The 17,773-nt window shown below is 67.4% G+C and carries 15 protein-coding genes; 8 read left to right on the top strand and 7 right to left on the bottom strand.

The features are described from left to right. Nucleotides 1–40 precede the first annotated feature (40 nt). The 4 genes from hrcA (at nucleotide 41) to dnaJ (ending at nucleotide 5,064) form a co-directional block, all read left to right on the top strand. A complete protein-coding gene (gene hrcA, locus R5H29_RS05225; RefSeq protein WP_019661243.1) occupies nucleotides 41–1,105 on the top strand; it encodes a heat-inducible transcriptional repressor HrcA in 1,065 nt (354 codons plus the stop codon). A 63-nt stretch (nucleotides 1,106–1,168) separates the two neighbouring features. Further along, nucleotides 1,169–1,684 (top strand): nucleotide exchange factor GrpE, encoded by a 516-nt coding sequence (gene grpE / locus R5H29_RS05220; RefSeq protein WP_019661244.1) that lies wholly within the window; start codon nucleotides 1,169–1,171, stop codon nucleotides 1,682–1,684. Nucleotides 1,685–1,865: 181 nt separating this feature from the next. After that, nucleotides 1,866–3,788 (top strand): molecular chaperone DnaK, encoded by a 1,923-nt coding sequence (dnaK, locus tag R5H29_RS05215; protein WP_021202053.1) that lies wholly within the window; start codon nucleotides 1,866–1,868, stop codon nucleotides 3,786–3,788. Nucleotides 3,789–3,942: 154 nt separating this feature from the next. Then, on the top strand, nucleotides 3,943–5,064 hold the full coding sequence (gene dnaJ, locus R5H29_RS05210) for a molecular chaperone DnaJ (protein ID WP_021202054.1): 1,122 nt from the start codon (nucleotides 3,943–3,945) through the stop codon (nucleotides 5,062–5,064). 59 nt (nucleotides 5,065–5,123) lie between these two features. Here dnaJ and R5H29_RS05205 read toward each other — a convergent pair whose 3' ends face one another. Further along, on the bottom strand, nucleotides 5,124–5,921 hold the full coding sequence (locus tag R5H29_RS05205) for a helix-turn-helix transcriptional regulator (protein ID WP_332328869.1): 798 nt from the start codon (nucleotides 5,919–5,921) through the stop codon (nucleotides 5,124–5,126). Between the two features lie 72 nt (nucleotides 5,922–5,993). Between R5H29_RS05205 and R5H29_RS05200 the strand changes: the two genes are divergently transcribed. From R5H29_RS05200 to R5H29_RS05190, 3 genes are all read left to right on the top strand, one after another. Continuing rightward, nucleotides 5,994–7,193: an MFS transporter gene (locus R5H29_RS05200; protein ID WP_058981748.1), complete on the top strand. Its 1,200-nt coding sequence runs from the start codon at nucleotides 5,994–5,996 to the stop codon at nucleotides 7,191–7,193. 277 nt (nucleotides 7,194–7,470) lie between these two features. Beyond that, nucleotides 7,471–8,379, top strand: coding sequence for a pyridoxal kinase (pdxY, locus tag R5H29_RS05195; protein ID WP_019661249.1), 909 nt, complete (start codon nucleotides 7,471–7,473; stop codon nucleotides 8,377–8,379). After that, nucleotides 8,376–9,500 (top strand): prephenate dehydrogenase, encoded by a 1,125-nt coding sequence (locus R5H29_RS05190; protein WP_111104002.1) that lies wholly within the window; start codon nucleotides 8,376–8,378, stop codon nucleotides 9,498–9,500. The genes pdxY and R5H29_RS05190 overlap by 4 nt, the downstream gene beginning before the upstream one ends. 230 nt (nucleotides 9,501–9,730) lie before the next feature. Here R5H29_RS05190 and R5H29_RS05185 read toward each other — a convergent pair whose 3' ends face one another. The 5 genes from R5H29_RS05185 to R5H29_RS05165 all read right to left on the bottom strand — a co-directional run bounded on the left by R5H29_RS05185 (nucleotide 9,731) and on the right by R5H29_RS05165 (nucleotide 13,914). Beyond that, nucleotides 9,731–9,925, bottom strand: a complete 195-nt coding sequence (locus R5H29_RS05185) for a hypothetical protein (RefSeq protein ID WP_019661251.1) — start codon at nucleotides 9,923–9,925, stop codon at nucleotides 9,731–9,733. A gap of 70 nt (nucleotides 9,926–9,995) precedes the next feature. After that, nucleotides 9,996–11,768 (bottom strand): ABC transporter transmembrane domain-containing protein, encoded by a 1,773-nt coding sequence (locus R5H29_RS05180; protein ID WP_053442854.1) that lies wholly within the window; start codon nucleotides 11,766–11,768, stop codon nucleotides 9,996–9,998. Next, nucleotides 11,761–12,354, bottom strand: a complete 594-nt coding sequence (locus R5H29_RS05175) for a YigZ family protein (protein WP_058981751.1) — start codon at nucleotides 12,352–12,354, stop codon at nucleotides 11,761–11,763. The genes R5H29_RS05180 and R5H29_RS05175 overlap by 8 nt, the downstream gene beginning before the upstream one ends. Nucleotides 12,355–12,394: 40 nt before the next feature. After that, nucleotides 12,395–13,399, bottom strand: a complete 1,005-nt coding sequence (locus tag R5H29_RS05170; RefSeq protein WP_164145498.1) for a hypothetical protein — start codon at nucleotides 13,397–13,399, stop codon at nucleotides 12,395–12,397. Further along, entirely contained in the window at nucleotides 13,396–13,914 is a 519-nt protein-coding gene (locus tag R5H29_RS05165) for an RNA polymerase sigma factor (RefSeq protein ID WP_229301621.1), read from the bottom strand. The genes R5H29_RS05170 and R5H29_RS05165 overlap by 4 nt, the downstream gene beginning before the upstream one ends. Nucleotides 13,915–14,161: 247 nt before the next feature. Between R5H29_RS05165 and R5H29_RS05160 the strand changes: the two genes are divergently transcribed. Further along, nucleotides 14,162–17,005, top strand: a complete 2,844-nt coding sequence (locus R5H29_RS05160) for an EAL domain-containing protein (RefSeq protein ID WP_332328868.1) — start codon at nucleotides 14,162–14,164, stop codon at nucleotides 17,003–17,005. A 20-nt stretch (nucleotides 17,006–17,025) separates the two neighbouring features. On the opposite strand, the gene R5H29_RS05155 is transcribed toward R5H29_RS05160, so the two are convergent. Beyond that, entirely contained in the window at nucleotides 17,026–17,619 is a 594-nt protein-coding gene (locus R5H29_RS05155; protein ID WP_019661256.1) for a TIGR00730 family Rossman fold protein, read from the bottom strand. Between the last annotated feature and the right edge of the window lie 154 nt (nucleotides 17,620–17,773).

The following is a 17,773-nucleotide window of genomic DNA, read 5'->3' as shown; positions in this document are numbered from 1 at the left end:
GCCGCCATTATCTAGTGTCCGTGTCTCACAGGTTGATTCCATGCACGGTTCTCCCGACCAGCTTGCCCCGCGTGCGCGCCATCTGCTGCGCACGCTGATCGCGCGTTATATCCAGGACGGTGAGCCGGTGGGCTCGCAGACGCTGGCACGCGTGGCCGGGCTGGAGGTCAGCCCGGCCACCATCCGCAACATCCTCGGCGACCTGGAGGACCTGGGCCTGCTGGCCTCGCCGCATACCTCGGCCGGGCGGGTACCGACCGCGCACGGCTACCGGGTATTCGTCGACAGCCTGCTGCAGATGCAGCCGCCGGGCGAGGGCGAGCTGGCCCGGCTGCGCCAGGAGCTGGCCGGCGGTGGCAGCACCCAGGCCCTGCTCGGCAGCGCTTCGGAACTGTTGTCGGCGATGAGCCACTTCGTCGGCGTGGTCAGCGCCCCGCGGCGGGAGCAGTTCGCCTTCCGCCAGATCGATTTCGTGGCGCTGGACGGACGGCGGGTGCTGGCGATCCTGGTGTTCGCCGACAACGAGGTACAGAACCGGGTCATTGAGACCCGCCAGGAGTTTGCGCCGGGGCAGCTGGAGCAGGTCGCCAACTACCTCAATGCGCATTTCGCCGGCCTGCCGCTGGCCGAGATCCGCACCCGCCTGCTGCTGGAACTGCGCGATGCCCGGTCCGAACTGGAACAGCTGCTGGCGCACAGCATCGAACTGGCCGAACAGGCCCTGCAGCCGCCGGCCGACGACATGCTGGTGGCCGGCCAGACCCGGCTGATGGGGGTGCAGGACCTGTCTGACCTGGAGCGCCTGCGCGAACTGTTCGAGCTGTTCTCCAGCAAGCGCGAGATCCTGCAGCTGCTGGAGCGGACCATCCAGGCGCCGGGCGTGCGCATCTTCATCGGCGAGGAGACCGGGATGATGCCGCTGCAGGGCGTCTCGCTGGTCACCGCCCCGTACACCGCCAACGGCCAGGTGCTGGGCGTGCTGGGCGTGATCGGTCCCAAGCGGATGGCCTACGACCGCGTGATCCCGCTGGTCCAGGCCACGGCCGATGTGCTCGGCGCGGCCTTTTCACCGGCCTCGCGCACGCCGGGAACATCCGACGCTTGAAACGCAGCATCCCGCCCACACTAGGGTGGTTGGAGGCGGAGTTTGACCGCCAGGGACCCAGACATGAACCACGAACAGCCAGATATCGAATCCCAGCAGAGTGCCGCCGATGCGGCCGCCACCGCCGGCGTCAACGACGAAGTCGAGCGCCTGCGCGCCGAAATCGAACAGGTCAAGGCCGATGCCCTGCGTGAGCGCGCCGACCTGGAGAACCAGCGCAAGCGCGTTGCCCGTGACATCGAACAGGCCCGCAAGTTCGCCAACGAGAAGCTGCTGGGCGATCTGCTCCCCGTGTTCGACAGCCTGGACGCCGGCCTGAAGGCCGCCGGCGACGACCCGCACCCGCTGCGCGAAGGCCTGGAGCTGACCTACAAGCAGCTGCTCAAGGTCGCTGCCGACAACGGCCTGGTCCTGCTGGACCCGATCGGCCAGCCGTTCAACCCGGAACACCACCAGGCGATCAGCCAGGCCCCGACCCCGGGCGCCGCCCCGGGCAGCGTGGTGACCGTGTTCCAGAAGGGCTACCTGCTCAACGAGCGCCTGCTGCGGCCGGCGCTGGTGGTGGTGGCCGCCGAGTGATCCCGCGGGGCCGGGCGGCGGACAGCCACCGCCACCCGACCCGACGCTGAACGCGCCGGATGACCGGAAACACAGCGTTCGGAGGATGGCTTGAATGTTCCACGAGCCTCCCCCACATCGTATTCATCCACCGGCCGAACGGCCGGACTGACCCCAACAAGTATCCTCAGGAGTCTCCCCCATGGGCAAGATCATTGGTATCGACCTCGGCACCACCAACTCGTGCGTGGCGATCATGGACGGCGGCAAGGCCCGCGTCATCGAGAATTCGGAAGGCGATCGCACCACCCCGTCGATCGTCGCCTACACCAAGGACGGCGAAGTCCTGGTCGGTGCCTCGGCCAAGCGCCAGGCCGTGACCAACCCGAAGAACACCTTCTACGCGGTGAAGCGCCTGATCGGCCGCAAGTTCACCGATGGCGAGGTGCAGAAGGACATCGCCCACGTCCCGTACAGCATCCTGGCCCATGACAATGGCGACGCCTGGGTGGCCACCAGCGACGGCAAGAAGATGGCGCCGCAGGAAATCTCGGCCAAGGTGCTGGAAAAGATGAAGAAGACCGCCGAGGACTTCCTCGGTGAGAAGGTCACCGAAGCGGTCATCACCGTGCCGGCCTACTTCAACGACAGCCAGCGCCAGGCGACCAAGGACGCCGGCCGCATCGCCGGCCTGGACGTCAAGCGCATCATCAACGAGCCGACCGCGGCCGCGCTGGCCTATGGCCTGGACAAGGGCGACAACAAGGATCGCAAGATCGTGGTGTACGACCTGGGCGGCGGCACCTTCGACGTCTCGGTGATCGAGATCGCCAACGTCGACGGTGAAAAGCAGTTCGAAGTGCTGGCCACCAACGGCGACACCTTCCTGGGCGGCGAAGACTTCGACAACCGCGTCATCGAGTACCTGGTTGAAGAGTTCAACAAGGACCAGGGCATCGACCTGCGCAAGGATCCGCTGGCCCTGCAGCGCCTGAAGGACGCTGCCGAGCGCGCCAAGATCGAGCTGTCCAGCGCCCAGCAGACCGAAGTGAACCTGCCGTACGTCACTGCCGACGCGTCGGGTCCGAAGCACCTGAACATCAAGCTGACCCGCGCCAAGCTGGAAGCGCTGGTGGATGACCTGATCAGGAAGTCGATCGAGCCGTGCCGCGTCGCCCTGAACGATGCCGGCCTGCGTTCGAGCGACATCAGCGAAGTGATCCTGGTCGGCGGCCAGACCCGCATGCCGAAGGTGCAGCAGGCCGTGACCGAGTTCTTCGGCAAGGAACCGCGCAAGGACGTCAACCCGGACGAAGCCGTGGCACTGGGTGCGGCGATCCAGGGCGGCGTGCTGGGCGGCGACGTCAAGGACGTGCTGCTGCTGGACGTGACCCCGCTGTCGCTGGGCATCGAGACCATGGGTGGCGTGTTCACCAAGATCATCGAGAAGAACACCACCATCCCGACCAAGGCCTCGCAGGTGTTCTCCACCGCCGAGGACAACCAGTCGGCCGTGACCGTGCACGTGCTGCAGGGTGAGCGCGAACAGGCCCGCTTCAACAAGTCGCTGGCCAAGTTCGACCTGTCCGGCATCGAGCCGGCCCCGCGCGGTCTGCCGCAGGTGGAAGTGTCCTTCGACATCGACGCCAACGGCATCCTGCATGTGTCGGCCAAGGACAAGAAGACCAACAAGGAACAGAAGGTCGAGATCAAGGCCGGTTCGGGCCTGTCCGAGGAGGAGATCGCGCGCATGGTCGCCGACGCGGAAGCCAACCGCGAAGAAGACAAGAAGTTCCAGGAACTGGTGCAGGCCCGCAACCAGGCCGACGCCCTGATCCACGGCACCCGCAGCGCGATCACCGAGCACGGCAGCAAGGTCGGCGGCGATGTCATCGGCAAGGTCGAGGCAGCGCTGGCTGACCTGGAAACCGCGATGAAGGGCGACGACAAGGCACAGATCGAAGCCAAGTCGAAGGCACTGGAAGAAGCTGGCCAGTCGCTGTTCGCCGCTGCTTCGGCCGACCAGGGCGGTGCCCCGGGTGCCGACGCCGGCAATGCCGGCAAGGCGCAGGACGACGTGGTCGACGCTGAGTTCACCGAAGTCAAGGACGACAAGAAGTCCTGATCCGGACCGACGCGGGACGCTGGCCACCAGCGTCTCGTTGTCGCATCAGGGTCCTGACCGCCCACCGGCGTGTCGGGGCGCCCGACGCAAGAGCGGACCTGGTTCCGCTCTTCCGCTTTGACGAATCCCGACGTTCCGGAACCCGATTCACGATATGAGCAAGCGCGATTACTACGAAGTGCTGGGCGTTGCCCGCACCGCCACCGACGAAGAGCTGAAGAAGGCCTACCGTCGCTGCGCGATGAAGTTCCACCCGGACCGCAACCCGGGCGATACGGCGGCCGAAGCCTCCTTCAAGGAGTGCAAGGAAGCCTACGAAGTACTGTCCGACGGCAACAAGCGCCGCATGTACGACAGCCACGGCCACGCCGCGTTCGAGCACGGCATGGGCGGCGGTGGTCCGGGCGGCCCGGACATGAACGATATCTTCGGCGATATCTTCGGCAACATCTTTGGTGGCGGCGGTGGTCCGCGCCAGGCCCGTCGCGGCGCCGACATCGGCTACGTGATGGAGCTGGACCTGGAAGAAGCCGTGCGCGGCGTCGAGCGCCGCATCGAGATTCCGACCCTGGCCGAGTGCAGCGACTGCGATGGCAGTGGCTCCGAGGACGGCAAGGTCGAGACCTGCAACGTGTGCCACGGCCGTGGCCAGGTGCGCATCCAGCGCGGCATCTTCGCCATGCAGCAGGCCTGCCACAACTGCGGCGGCCGTGGCCAGATCATCGCCAAGCCCTGCAAGACCTGCCACGGCAACGGCCGCGTCGAGGAAGACAAGGTGCTGTCGGTGAAGGTGCCGGCCGGCGTCGATACCGGCGACCGCATCCGCCTGCAGGGCGAGGGCGAAGCCGGTCCGGCCGGTACGCCGCCGGGTGACCTGTACGTGGAAGTGCGCGTGCGCGAGCATGCGATCTTCCAGCGCGATGGCGACGACCTGCACTGCGAAGTGCCGATCCGCATCTCGCAGGCGGCACTGGGTGACACCGTGCGCGTGGCCACGCTCGGCGGCGAGGCGGAGATCCGCATCCCGGCCGAGACCCAGACCGGCAAGCTGTTCCGCCTGCGTGGCAAGGGCGTACGTTCGGTGCGCAGCCGCAGCGAGGGTGACCTGTACTGCCGTGTGGTGGTGGAGACCCCGGTCAACCTCACCAACGAGCAGCGCAAGCTGCTGGAGCAGTTCGAAGCCACCTTCGTCGGTGAGGAAGCGCGCAAGCATTCGCCGAAGTCGGCCACCTTCATCGATGGCGTGAAGGGCTTCTGGGACCGCATGACGTCCTGAGTTCTCAACGCAAGCATTGAACGGTAGCGCCGGGCCCGGCCCGGCGCTTTCGTATGCGGTCAGCGGAAAAACGCCGCAGGTGTCTGCCCCAGCTGCCGCTTGAACATGCTGGTGAACGCGCTCGGGCTGTCGTAACCCATCGCCAGCGCGACATCGATGACCTTATCACCGACCGCCAGCCGTTCCAGTGCGGCCAGCAGCCGCGCCTGTTGTCGCCACTGCCCGAAGGTCATGCCCAGTTCGCTGGCGAAATGGCGCTGGATGGTTTTCACGTCCACCTGCAGCGCCTGCGCCCAATCCTGCAACGTGGCGTCGTCGCCGGGATGCTTCTGGATGTGCTGGCAGATCCGCTGCAGGCGCGGGTCGGTGGGCGAGGGCAGGTGCAGCGGCAGCACGTCCATGCGGTGCAGCTCGTCCAGCAGCAGGCGCACCACGCGGCCGTCGCGGCTGTCGTCCACATGCGCGGTCTCGATCAGGCTGGCGGCCAGCAGCAGCTCGCGCAGCAGCGGCGCCACCTGTACCGCGAACGCTTCGTCCGGCAGCTGCGGCGCGAAGTCCGGCTCCACGTACAGGCTGCGCATGTGTACTTCGGCGATGCAGTCCACCGCATGGGCCGTGCCGGCCGGGACCCAGATCGCGCGGGTTGAAGGCACTACCCAGCGGCCGCCGTCTGCACGCACCACCATCAGTCCGGACATGGCGAACACCAGCTGGTGACGGCGGTGCCGGTGGGGCGCGATGTGGGTGCCGGGCTTGTAGTGGCGGGCGCGGCAGGTCACTGGGCGGTGCACCGGAACCTCGTTCCACGGCGCAGTCTCGCGGACCGGGCAGGGGGTGTCCTTTTTGCGATATGCCATGACCCGAACGCGGCAGAAGGGAGGGGGAGGTCACCGTAGCATGCGTGGCTCGCCCCCAACCTGACTGTGTCCATGTCAACCCTGGCTTCTCCTGCAACGACCTCACGCCCGGTGGCCCCCGGCGTGCTGGCCGCCATTTCCACCTCGCATGTCGTCAACGACATGATGCAGTCGCTGATCCTGGCCATCTATCCGGTGATCAAGGGCGGCTTCAACCTGAGCTTCACCCAGATCGGCCTGATCACGCTGACCTATCAGCTCACCGCTTCGATCTTCCAGCCGTTGATCGGCATGGCTACCGACCGCCGCCCGGCGCCGTACTCGCTGCCGATCGGCATGGCCTCGACCCTGTGCGGCATGCTGCTGCTGGGCTTCGCACCGAACTACGCGGTGGTGCTGATGGCGGCGGCGATGGTCGGCATTGGTTCGGCCATCTTCCATCCGGAAGCCTCGCGCATCGCGCGGCTGGCCTCGGGCGGTCGCCATGGTTTCGCGCAGTCGGTGTTCCAGGTCGGTGGCAACTTCGGTACCGCGCTGGGCCCGCTGATTGCAGCGGCGGTGATCGTGCCGTATGGCCAGCATGCCGCATCGTGGTTTGCCGGCGCCGCCCTGATCGGCATCGCGCTGCTGACCTATGTCGGCCGCTGGTACGCGCTGCACCTGGGCATCCCGCGCCCGGCCAGCACCGCCTCGACGGCGCCGCGCCATCCGCCGCGCACCGTGGCCAAGGTGCTGGCGATCCTGCTGGTGCTGATCTTCAGCAAGTACTTCTACATGGCCAGCATCGGCAGCTACTTCACCTTTTACCTGATCCACCATTTCGGCATTCCGGTGGCACAGGCGCAGCTGCATCTGTTCGCATTCCTGGTGGCGTCCGCGGCCGGCGGCTTCCTCGGCGGCCCGCTGGGTGACCGCATCGGCCGCAAGCCGATCATCTGGACCTCGATCCTGGGCGTTGCGCCGTTCGCACTGATGCTGCCGCATGCCGATCTGTTCTGGACCACGGTGCTGGCGGTGCTGATCGGTTTCGTGCTGTCCTCTGCGTTCTCGGCCATCGTGGTCTATGCGCAGGAAATGATGCCGCACCGGATCGGCATGGTGTCCGGCCTGTTCTTCGGTTTCGCGTTCGGTATGGGCGGGCTGGGTGCCGCCGTGCTGGGCCTGCTGGCGGACAAGACCAGCATCGAGTACGTCTATCAGCTGACTGCGTTCCTGCCGCTGCTGGGCATCGTGGCGGCGTGGCTGCCGCCGTCGCGGCCTGCTGCTCACTGAGGGGTTTTGGTTTGCAGGGCTTGCAGCCCTGCACCCGCAGAGGCAACGGCAACAGCCGAAGCGCGCTATCCGTGGGGTGGCGGGGTGGGTCCGGTGGCGGGGGCCGCTGCAAGTACGTCCATGTAAGCTCGGTCGCCGCATCCATGCGGCTCACGCCCCCGCCACCCCACGGATAGCTCGCTTTTGCCGTTGCCGTTGCCGTTGCCGTTGCTTGCAGCTTCGGCAGGTGCAGGGCTGCAAGCCCTGCCGAAAACCCCCTTGGGCGTAGAATGCGGCCATGAGCGAATCCCTTGATAACCACCTGGTCCACGGCCGCCGCCAGCGGCCCGACGGTCCGTCGCCGATCGATGTCATCTCGGTCCAGTCGCAACTCGTCTACGGTCATGCCGGCAACAGCGCGGCAATCCCGCCGATGCGCGCGCTGGGCGTGCGTGTGGCAAGCATTCCGACGGTGCTGCTCAGCAACGCGCCGTTCTACGACACCACGCGTGGCCGCGTGCTGCCGGCCGACTGGTTCGCCGACCTGCTGCTCGGCAGCCACGAGCGCGGCCTGCCGCAACGCGCGAAGATGCTGGTGTCCGGCTACTTCGGCAGCACCGCCAACGGTGCCGCCTTCGCCGACTGGCTGGACGCGATCCTGCCGGGCTGCCCGCAACTGCGTTATTGCCTGGACCCGGTGATCGGTGACACCCACACCGGCCCGTACGTGGAACCGGGCCTGGAAGCGATCTTCGCCGAGCGCCTGCTGCCCCATGCCTGGCTGGTGACCCCGAACGCCTTTGAACTCAATCGCCTGACCGGCATGCCAGCGCTGGCCGAGGCCGATGCCATCGCCGCCGCGCGCACGCTGCTGGATCGCGGCCCGCATTGGGTGATCGCGCACAGCGTGGGCGGCACCCCGGGTGAACTGGTAACCCTGGCCGTTGGCCGCGAGGAAACCTGGCGCTGGACCTCGCCGTTGCTGCCAGTGGACGTGGCAGGCACCGGTGATGTGCTGATGTCGCTGGTGGTGTCGTTCCTGCTGCGCGGCGAATCGATGCAGCAAGCGATCTCGCGCGCGATTGCCGGCACCCATGCGGCGCTGGAGGCGACCCTCGACAACGGCTTCGAAGAGTTCGACGTGATTGCTGCAGCGCCGGCGGCGCTGGCCGAAGGAACGCGCTTCCGCGCCGAACGCGTGGCATGAGCGGCCTGGACCCACGCACGCCGCGCACGGTCGGCATCATCGGCAGTGCCGGCGCCTACGGGCGCTGGCTGACCCGCTTCTTCCAGCAGCACATGCAGCTGCAGGTGATCGGCCACGATCCGGCCGATCCGGACTCGCATACGCCGGAACAGCTGCTGGCGCAGGCTGACGTGCTGGTGTTCTCGGCACCGATCCGGCATACGCCGGCTCTGATTGCCGCGTACGTGCAGCAGTCGGCCGGCCGCGAGCAGGACCGGCTGTGGCTGGACGTGACCTCGGTAAAAGAAGCGCCGGTGCAGGCGATGTTGGCCTCTCAAGCCGAAGTGGTCGGCCTGCACCCGATGACCGCGCCGCCCAAGGCGCCGACCCTGAAGGGCCGGGTGATGGTGGTCTGCGAAGCGCGGCTGCGGCACTGGCAACCGTGGGTTGATACGCTGTGCACGGCGTTGCAGGCTGAGTGCGTGCGCGCCACGCCGCAGCATCACGACCAGATGATGGCGCTGGTGCAGGCGATGGTGCATGCCACCCACCTGGCCCAGGCCGGCGTGCTGCGCCAGTACCAGCCGCAGCTGGGCGACCTGGCCGCGATGATGCCGTACCGGTCGGCATCGTTCGAACTGGATACGGCGATCATCTCGCGCATCCTGTCGCTGAACCCCGCGATCTACGAGGACATCCAGTTCGGCAACCCGTACGTGGCGCCGATGCTGGAGCGCTTGGTCGGCCAGCTGCAGGCCCTGCAGGCCCAGGTCGGGCAGGGCGACGACACTGCACGCAGTGCATTCCGTGAGCAGCTGTTGTTGGCCAATCGCAATGCCTTCGGCGAGCAGGAACTGGCTGACGGCAACTACACGTTCGAACGCGTGGGTTACCTGTTGGCGGACCTGACCGAGCGCAACGCGCTGTCGGTGCATTTGCCGGAGGACCGGCCGGGCTCGCTGCGTGAACTGTTGAACGTGTTCGAGCAGCACCGCATCAGCCTGGCCTCGATCCATTCCTCACGCACGCCCGGGGGCGAGGTGCATTTCCGTATCGGATTCGTGGCCGGCAGTGATCCGACGGCGATCCGTCGGGCAGCCGCCGAGGTGGACGCCAGCGGCATCGGACGGGTGCTGGGCTGAGCACATTCATCCACAGGTGGTGTGGATGGTTTCTGAGCAAACATGTGGATAACCGCGCGCAGCCCTTGGCAGCCAAGGCTGTCAAGATGCCTGGTGAAAAATTGACCATGCTTTTTGTAGCGTCGAGCCACGCTCGACCGCCTTTGGCAAAAAGCATGTCGACCAAGGTCGGCACCCACCAGAGCGGGGCGGAATGAAATCCGGTAGCGCCGGGCCATGCCCGGCGAACCTCAGATCGTCAGCCTCAGCTCACCGCCGCTTGTCGTGAATTCGCGGCCGTTGCGCACCAGCTGGCGCCCGTCATCCAGCTCATAGCGTGGCGTAGCTTCGGAGTGGTGCCCGCTGCCACTCGCTTCGGGCTTGAACTCGATGATGATGTGGCTTTCGCCGTTGCTGTCGACGGCGGGGAACTGACGGAACGACATCGTGCACCTCCTTCAGCGGATGCTGCTGTTGCGCGGCCAGCTTGGCCGCGCGGATGTTAGCCGGACGTCATCAATCGATGAACTGCAGGCGTGCCAGTTCAGCGTACAGTCCGTCTTCGGCCAGCAGCTGTGCATGCGTGCCCTCGGCGACGATGCGGCCCTGGTCCATCACCACGATGCGGTCGGCCTTGAGCACGGTGGCCAAGCGGTGGGCGATGACCAGCGTGGTGCGACCCGCCATCAACCGTTCCAATGCCTGCTGCACGCTGTGTTCGCTCTGTGCATCCAGCGCGCTGGTGGCCTCATCCAGCAGCAGGATCGGCGCATCCTTCAGCAGCGCGCGGGCAATCGCCACACGCTGCTGCTGGCCACCGGAAAGACGGGCACCGCGCTCACCCAGCTCGCTGTCATAGCCCTGCGGCAACGCGCGCAGGAAAGCATCGGCCTCGGCGGCACGCGCGGCATCCTCGACTTCCGCGTCGCTGGCCTGCAGGCGGCCATAGCGGATGTTGTCGCGTGCACTGGCCGCGAACAGCGTCGGCTGCTGCGGCACCAGCGCCAGCTGCGCGCGCAGCTCGGCCGGGTCGACCTGGCGCACGTCGATGCCGTCCACGTCGATGCGGCCGCTGGCTGGGTCATGGAAGCGCAGCAGCATCGAAAGCACCGTGCTCTTGCCCGCCCCTGACGGACCCACCAGCGCTACGGTCTCGCCGGGGCGCACATGCAGGTTGAAGTGGTCCAGTGCGGCCTGGTCTGGTCGCTGCGGGTAGTGGAACACCACGTCGTCGAATCGTATCTCGCCACGCAGCGGTTGCGGCAGCGCGTGCGGCTGGGCCGGCGCGCGGATCTCGATGTCTTCCTGCAGCAGCTCGCCGATGCGGCCCATGCCGCCGGCGGCACGCTGCAGCTCATTCCATACTTCGGCCAGCGCGCCCACCGAACCGCCGCCGATCAATGCATACAGCACGAACTGACCCAGCGTGCCGGCGCTGAGGCGGCCGTCGATGACATCGTGCGCGCCCAGCCACAACACGCCGACGATGGCGCCGAACACGAGCAGGATGGCGCTGGCGGTGACCAGCGACTGCGCGCCGATGCGGCGCCGAGCGGCACCGATGGCATCACCGAGTGCCTTGTCAAAGCGTCCGCGTTCATAGGCTTCGCGCGCATGTGCCTGTACCGTGCGCACCGCTCCCAGTGTCTCACTGGCCAGGCTGTTGGCGTCGGCGATGCGGTCCTGGCTGTTGCGTGCGACGGTGCGCAGCTTGCGTGCGCCGATGATGATCGGCAGCACCGCCAGTGGGATGCCAAGCAGCGACCACGCCGCCAGCCGGGGACTGGTCACAAACAGCATCGCCAGGCTGCCGATGACCGTGACCGTGCTGCGCAGAGCTACCGACATGGTCGAGCCGACCACGCTGCGCAGCAGTTCGGTGTCCGCAGTCAGGCGCGAGACCAGCTCTCCGCTGCGGCTGCGGTCGTGGAAGCCGGCGCCCAGCTGGATCAGGTGGGCATACAGCTGGCTGCGCAGGTCGGCCACGACTTTCTCGCCAAGCAGCGACACGAAGTAGAAGCGCGCGGCCGTGCCCAACGCCATCACTACCGCCACCAGCATCAGCAGGGCGAACGCACGGTTGATCTGGCCGCCGCTGCTGAAACCATGATCGATCATCTGCTTCACCGCCGGAGGCAGGCTCAGCGTGGCGGCCGAAGACACCGCCAGGGCCAGCAGCCAGGCGGTGAACAGCCCGCTGTGGCGGCGTACGAATGGCCACAGCGTGCGCAGGCTGCCGAGGCGCCGCAGCGGCGGGGTCGAAGCGGGGGCGTCGTCCTTGTCAGTCATCCTGGTCGTCTTCTATGCGGATACGGTCACGGGTGGCGTCGCGCAGGCGGATTTTCAATGCGTCGACCTGATCGGCAGGCAGTTCGATCCGCAGGCACACACCGTTGGCATCGAACTGTTCATCGCGCTTTTCCGCGCTGAAGGCGGGCAGGGTGGCGTGCAGGGTGCCGAGGTCCTCAAAGCCAGCCAGCAGCTGCAACCGGGCCAGCGCCACCAGCGGCAGGCGCGGGGCGGTACGCAGGCACTCGGCGGCGGCGCCACCGTAGGCGCGTACCAGGCCACCGGCGCCGAGTTTGATGCCGCCGAACCAGCGCGTCACCACCACCATCACCCGGTCGAAGCCCTGCCCGTCGATCGCCGCAAGGATCGGACGTCCAGCCGTGCCGGCCGGCTCGCCATCGTCGCTGGAACGATAGTCCTGGCCGTGCCGGTAGGCCCAGCAGTTGTGGGTGGCATCGGTCACCGCGACCTGCTGCAGGAACGCCATGGCCGCTGCGGCGCCGTCGATGGGCGCGGCCTGGGTGATGAAACGGCTGTGTTTGACTTCCAGCGTGTGGCTGACCGGCTGGGCGAGGGTATCGAGCATTCCCGTCATTCTACGGGGTTGCCGGGTGTTCCCGTCCGCTTCAATCGTCCAGCAGCGGCCGCAGGTCGCGCGGCAGGCGCGCTTCCGGGTACTGCTGCATGTAGCGCTCCAGGCTGGCACGGGCCAGATCGCGCTGGCCGTCGTCGCGTCGTGTGCGGATTTTCTGCAGCCACTGCCGGCGCGGCAGTCGTGCGTCGGCGTCCACTTCGGCCTGCACGGCATCCGCGCTCAGGCGCGCATCGCTGCCGCGGCGCATGATGCCCGGTGCGGAACGGCTGGGAGCCTCACGCTTCATCGAGGTGATCTCCACCCGATCCAGCGCCTGCGCCCGCTCGACCTCGGCTGCATTGGCGGCCGGTGCGCTGGCCGCGCGTGCTTTCAGTGCCCCGGACGCTGCCGGCGCGAGGGCCGGTGCCGGTGTGGGTGCCGGGTAGGCGGCGGGTGCCGGTGGCGCAGGTGGCGCAGGCGGCGCCGCTGCCGGTGCGGGCGGGAGGGCCGCAAAGGAGACATCGGCGGCCGCATCCGCAGCCATCGATCGTGCTGCCTGGGCCGACGCTTCATCGGGTTCGGCCGGAACGGGCTTGGACGCCCGCGCGATGGCCGGTGCCGGGGCGGCGGCAACGGGGGCCGCCTCGGGTGCTGCGGGCGCAGTAGCAGGATCCGCTGCCACCACCGCGCTGTCGGCTGCGCGGTTGCCAGCGGCCTGGTCGGCAGCCGCGCTGTCTTCTGCCGCAGCCGGTGCCGCAGCCACGGCCGCCTCACCGGCCGGAATCGGCGGCGGTTCCGGACGCAGCTGCCAGGCGATGCCGATGGCGAACACCATCGAGGCGGCGATGCCGAACACGGCCGGCCAACGCGGGCGTGTGCGCTGCGTGCGCGGCGCCTCCGGAGAGGCCACTGCATCGGCAGGCGGAGTGTCCACGGCAGCGCGGGCCGCGGCCAGGATGGCGGCGTCCAGCGCGGCCGGCGGTGCCTGCTCGGCGCGACGGCCGAGCAGCCGGGACAGCTCGCGTTCTTCCGGCGTCAGTGGTTCGTCTCGGTTCATGCGTTCAATCCCGCACGCAGCTTGTCCATCGCATAGCGCAGCCGCGATTTCACGGTTTCCCGGCCTACGCCGGTGATCTGGCCGATCTCCTCCAGGCTCAGTTCCTGATCCAGCCGCAGCTGCAGCACTTCGCGCTGCTCCGGTGGCAGTTGTTCCATCGCCAGCTGGATGCGGCGACGTTGTTCGAATTCGGATAGCTCGCCTTCCGGGGTCTGCCCATCCTCGATCGCGGCCAGGCGCAGGTCGGCGTCGGCCGGCGCGGCGGGGCGATGACGGGCGGCACGCCAATGGTCATTCAGGCGGTTGTGGGCGATGCGGAACAGCCAGGTGCTGAACGCGGCCTCGGGCTGCCAGCCGGCGCGGGCGCTGATCACCCGCTGCCAGACGTCCTGGAAGATCTCCTCGGCCAGCGCGTTGTCGCGCAGTTGCCGCAGCAGGAAGCCGAACAGGCGCTTGCGGTGGCGCGCATACAGGCTTTCGAAGGCGCGCAGGTCGCCACCGGCCCAGGCCAGCATCAAGGCTTCATCGGTTGGCAGTGCGCTGGCTTCCACGGCGTACAGGGTAAGGCCTGCGGGCGATGGCGCATAGCCGGTGGCGGGGGCGGGCAGGGCGAGGGTCATGGCTCGGATGGGGCTACGGACAGCAGGAAAAACGTACGGGTGCACGATTCGGGGTTTACGGGCTTCCATTGCCCCCCGGGTGGCGCGCTATGCTCGGCGGCTCAGGGGAGGCGACGCACAGACGGCGCCAAGAGATTGTCATTTGTCCACGCATGCTGAACCGGCGGAAGAGTCACCACACGAGGCCGTGCTGAGCACGGCGCTGGTGCGCGCGTTGCATGCGCTTTTGCCGGAAACGGCCGTGGTTCGCGTTGGCTGGGACGACCCGCAGCTCGGTCGTGGCCAGGGCGGCTGGCCGTCGCCAGCAGTTGCCGGCCAGGTGGCCGCGGAGCCGGGAATCGGCGAGGGTCAGCATGGCTGGGAATACGACGGTGCGCGGTTGCTGTTGTCGGTAGCCGGGGCGGCGCCTTCGCCTGCATGGTGGGGGGTTGCCCGGCAGGCGATGGAGCTGGCGCTGCAGCGCGGCCGCCAAGCCGGCCAGATCAAGGCACTGGAAGAGGCCGAGCGGCTGCAGCAGGCCCTGTTCCAGATTGCCGATCTGGCCGGTGCCGACCTGGAAATGCCCGAGATGCTGCGCCACGTGCATGGCGTGCTCGGCACGCTGATGTATGCCGAGAACTGCTACATCGTGGAATACGACGATGTGCGCGACCAGATCCTGTTCCTGTACTTTGCCGATCAGGTCGATGACTTCGTCGCCGATCCCACGCAGAGCCATGACGCCAGCGAGATGCCGCGCAGCCTGACCGTGGCGCTGCTGCGCCATGGCAAGCCGCTCAGTGGCCCTTCGCGCAAACTGCTGGGGCAGGTGATGGAACAGGAGCATGACCCGCAGCGCGGTCCCGAAAGCCTGGACTGGCTGGGCGTGCCGATGCTGCGCGACGGCCGCGTCTGCGGGGCCATCGTGGTTCAGAGCTATGAACAGGCCGCCCGCTACGGCGAGGCCGAGCGCGCACTGCTGGGCTTCGTCGCCCAGCACGTGCAGACCGCGATGGATCGGCGCCAGGCGCAGGTCCGGTTGGAACAGCAGGTGGCGCGGCGCACCCAGGAACTGCAGCGGGCCAACCACAGCCTGCAGGACGAGGTAGCCGAGCGTCGTCGTGCCGAACAGCTGCAGACCGCCCTGTACAACATCGCCGAAATGGCGATGTCGGCCGACAGCCTGGCTCAGTTCTACGGGCAGGTGCACGGCGTGGTCGGGCGCCTGCTCGACGCGCGCAATTTCTACATCGCCCTGGTCAACCCGGCCGGCAACGGCCTGGATTTCGTGTATTCGGTGGACGAGCACAATGCCAGCCGCGCGCCACGGCCCTTCAGCCGGGGCCTGACCGAATACGTGGTGCGCAACCGGCGCCCGCTGCTGGCCTCGCGCGCGCAGATCGATGCGCTGCTGGCCAGTGGCGAGGTGCGTGAATCCGGTGCACGTTCGCACTGCTGGCTGGGCGTGCCGCTGCTGCGCGACGACGAAGTGGTCGGCGCGATCGTGGTGCAGAGCTACAGCGAAAACAGCACGTTCAGCGTTCACGACCAGCGCCTGCTGACCTTCGTCGCCCAGAACATCGGTACCGGCCTGGCCCGTCAACGCGACCAGCAGCGGCTGCGTTCGGCGCATGCCGAACTGGAAAAGCGCGTGGAAGAACGTACCCGCGAGCTGGCCGAGGTCAACGAAAAGCTGCTCGGGCAGATCGGCGAGCGGCTGCGGGCCGAGCAGCGGCTCACCCATCAGGCCATGCACGATGCGCTGACCGGCCTGCCCAATCGCCTGCACCTGCTGGATCGACTGCAGGATGCGCTGGTGCTGGCCAGGCGTGAGGGTGGCCCGGTGTTCGCCGTACTGTTCCTCGATCTGGATCGCTTCAAGCTGGTCAACGACAGCATCGGGCATGCCGCCGGCGACCGCATGCTGGAGGAAGTGGCCAAGCGCATCGTATCGATGGCCGGCGCCGACGACGTGGTGGCACGGCTGGGCGGTGATGAATTCGCGGTGCTGCTGCAATGCCCGCAAGGTCTGGCCCAGGCACTGGATTTCGGCCAGCGGCTGCTGCTGGCGTTGCAGGAATCGATGTGGATCGCCGGGCGCGAACTGTTTCCGTCCGGCAGCCTGGGCATTGCCCTGTGGAATCCGCGCTACCGCACCGGAGAAGAGCTGCTGCGCGATGCGGATGCGGCCATGTACCGGGCCAAGGCGCAGGGCCATGACCGCTGTGCGATTTTCGACGAGGACATGCGCGAAGAAGCCATGCGCAGCCTGGACCTGGAAGCCGACCTGCGCCGTGCGATCAACAACCGCGATTTCGTACCGTTCTACCAGCCGATCGTGCGCTTGTCCGACGGTGAAGTGGTCGGCCACGAGGCGCTGCTGCGCTGGCAGCATGAGCGCCGTGGCCTGCTGCTGCCCGGCGCGTTCCTGGAGCTGGGCGAGGAAAGCGGCCTGATCGAGCAGGTCGACTGGCTGATCTACGAACAGGTGATCATTGGCCTCGCCGAAGGCGGGCACAGCTATGTATCGGTCAACGTATCACCGCGGCATTTCCGCTCTGCGGAGTTCAGCGGCCGCCTGTTCGGCCTGCTGGACGCATACGGGGCCGATCCGCAGCGGCTGCGGCTGGAAATAACCGAGGTGGCGCTGCTGGATGATGCCCCGCACACCCTGCGCATCCTGCAGGGGCTGCGCGAGCGCGGCATCCAGGTGCAGCTGGACGATTTCGGTACGGGCTTCTCCGCGCTGTCCTACCTGCACCGTTTCCCGATCAGCACGTTGAAGATCGACCAGAGTTTCATCGCTGGCCTGCATGGGCCGGAAGTGCAGAGCACGCGCGCGCTGGTCGAGGGCGTGCTGTCGCTGGCGCGCACGCTGGGCATCGAAACCATCGGCGAAGGAATCGAGACCGAGGCGCAGCGGCAGACCCTGCGCGAACTGGGTTGCGACTACGGCCAGGGCTACCTGTTGGGGCGGCCCGCCCCGTGGTCGCACGCGGCGGCCTGAGCCCACCGCGTGCGGCTGCATCAACGCAGGGCAGCGCGACGCTTCTCGTCGATCCACTTCGAGGCCTGGGCCGGCTGGTAGTTCTGCATCCACTCCAGCATCGCTTCGATGTCCGAGCCGTACCACAGGTCCTGGCGCTGGTCCGGGTGCAGGAAGCGCTCTTCCACCATGCGATCGATCATGCCGATCAGCGGGGCGTAGAAACCTTCCACATCGAGGAAGGCGCACGGCTTGTTGCCGATGCCCAGCTGGCGCCAGGTCAGCATTTCAAAGATCTCTTCCATGGTGCCGAAGCCGCCGGGCAGGGCGACGAAGCCGTCAGCAAGATCGAACATGCGCGACTTGCGCTCATGCATCGAACCGACGATCTCCAGTTCGGTCAGGCCGCGGTGGGCCACTTCCCAGTCGGCCAGCTGGCGCGGGATCACGCCGGTCACCTCGCCGCCAGCGGCGAGCACGGCATTGGCCACGGTTCCCATCAGGCCGACGTTGCCGCCGCCATACACCAGGCGCAGGCCGTCGCGGGCAATGCGGTCGCCCAGGGCAATGGCGCGTTCGGTGTAGGCCGGCTTGCTGCCAGCGTTGGAACCACAGTACACACAGATCGATTTCATGGATCTTCCTGTCTCTTGGCCGGAAACGAAAACGCCCCGTCGCCAACCGCAGGGCGGTCGGGGACGGGGTGTCCTTGGATTATGAGCCCTTCTGTAGAGCCGAGCCATGCTCGGCTGCTCTTCGTTCATATCGCGGCAAAGGCCGAGTCGAGCA

The sequence above is a fragment of the Stenotrophomonas sp. A3_2 genome, assembly GCF_036624925.1.
Lineage (GTDB): Bacteria > Pseudomonadota > Gammaproteobacteria > Xanthomonadales > Xanthomonadaceae > Stenotrophomonas > Stenotrophomonas hibiscicola.
Note: the sequence above shows the minus strand (reverse complement) of the source record. Positions and strands in the feature narration are given on the sequence as shown.

What these genes read in the sequence shown, in the direction of transcription:
- hrcA (WP_019661243.1), top strand. Translation starts at nt 41, where the DNA reads ATGCACGGTTCTCCCGACCAGCTTGCCCCGCGTGCGCGCCATCTGCTG.
- R5H29_RS05185 (WP_019661251.1), bottom strand. Translation starts at nt 9,925, where the DNA reads ATGTCGTTCCGTCAGTTCCCCGCCGTCGACAGCAACGGCGAAAGCCAC.
- R5H29_RS05190 (WP_111104002.1), top strand. Translation starts at nt 8,376, where the DNA reads ATGAGCGGCCTGGACCCACGCACGCCGCGCACGGTCGGCATCATCGGC.
- R5H29_RS05180 (WP_053442854.1), bottom strand. Translation starts at nt 11,768, where the DNA reads ATGACTGACAAGGACGACGCCCCCGCTTCGACCCCGCCGCTGCGGCGC.
- R5H29_RS05170 (WP_164145498.1), bottom strand. Translation starts at nt 13,399, where the DNA reads ATGAACCGAGACGAACCACTGACGCCGGAAGAACGCGAGCTGTCCCGG.
- R5H29_RS05175 (WP_058981751.1), bottom strand. Translation starts at nt 12,354, where the DNA reads ATGCTCGATACCCTCGCCCAGCCGGTCAGCCACACGCTGGAAGTCAAA.
- pdxY (WP_019661249.1), top strand. Translation starts at nt 7,471, where the DNA reads ATGAGCGAATCCCTTGATAACCACCTGGTCCACGGCCGCCGCCAGCGG.
- R5H29_RS05155 (WP_019661256.1), bottom strand. Translation starts at nt 17,619, where the DNA reads ATGAAATCGATCTGTGTGTACTGTGGTTCCAACGCTGGCAGCAAGCCG.
- grpE (WP_019661244.1), top strand. Translation starts at nt 1,169, where the DNA reads ATGAACCACGAACAGCCAGATATCGAATCCCAGCAGAGTGCCGCCGAT.
- R5H29_RS05200 (WP_058981748.1), top strand. Translation starts at nt 5,994, where the DNA reads ATGTCAACCCTGGCTTCTCCTGCAACGACCTCACGCCCGGTGGCCCCC.
- R5H29_RS05165 (WP_229301621.1), bottom strand. Translation starts at nt 13,914, where the DNA reads ATGCTGGCCTGGGCCGGTGGCGACCTGCGCGCCTTCGAAAGCCTGTAT.
- dnaK (WP_021202053.1), top strand. Translation starts at nt 1,866, where the DNA reads ATGGGCAAGATCATTGGTATCGACCTCGGCACCACCAACTCGTGCGTG.
- dnaJ (WP_021202054.1), top strand. Translation starts at nt 3,943, where the DNA reads ATGAGCAAGCGCGATTACTACGAAGTGCTGGGCGTTGCCCGCACCGCC.
- R5H29_RS05205 (WP_332328869.1), bottom strand. Translation starts at nt 5,921, where the DNA reads ATGGCATATCGCAAAAAGGACACCCCCTGCCCGGTCCGCGAGACTGCG.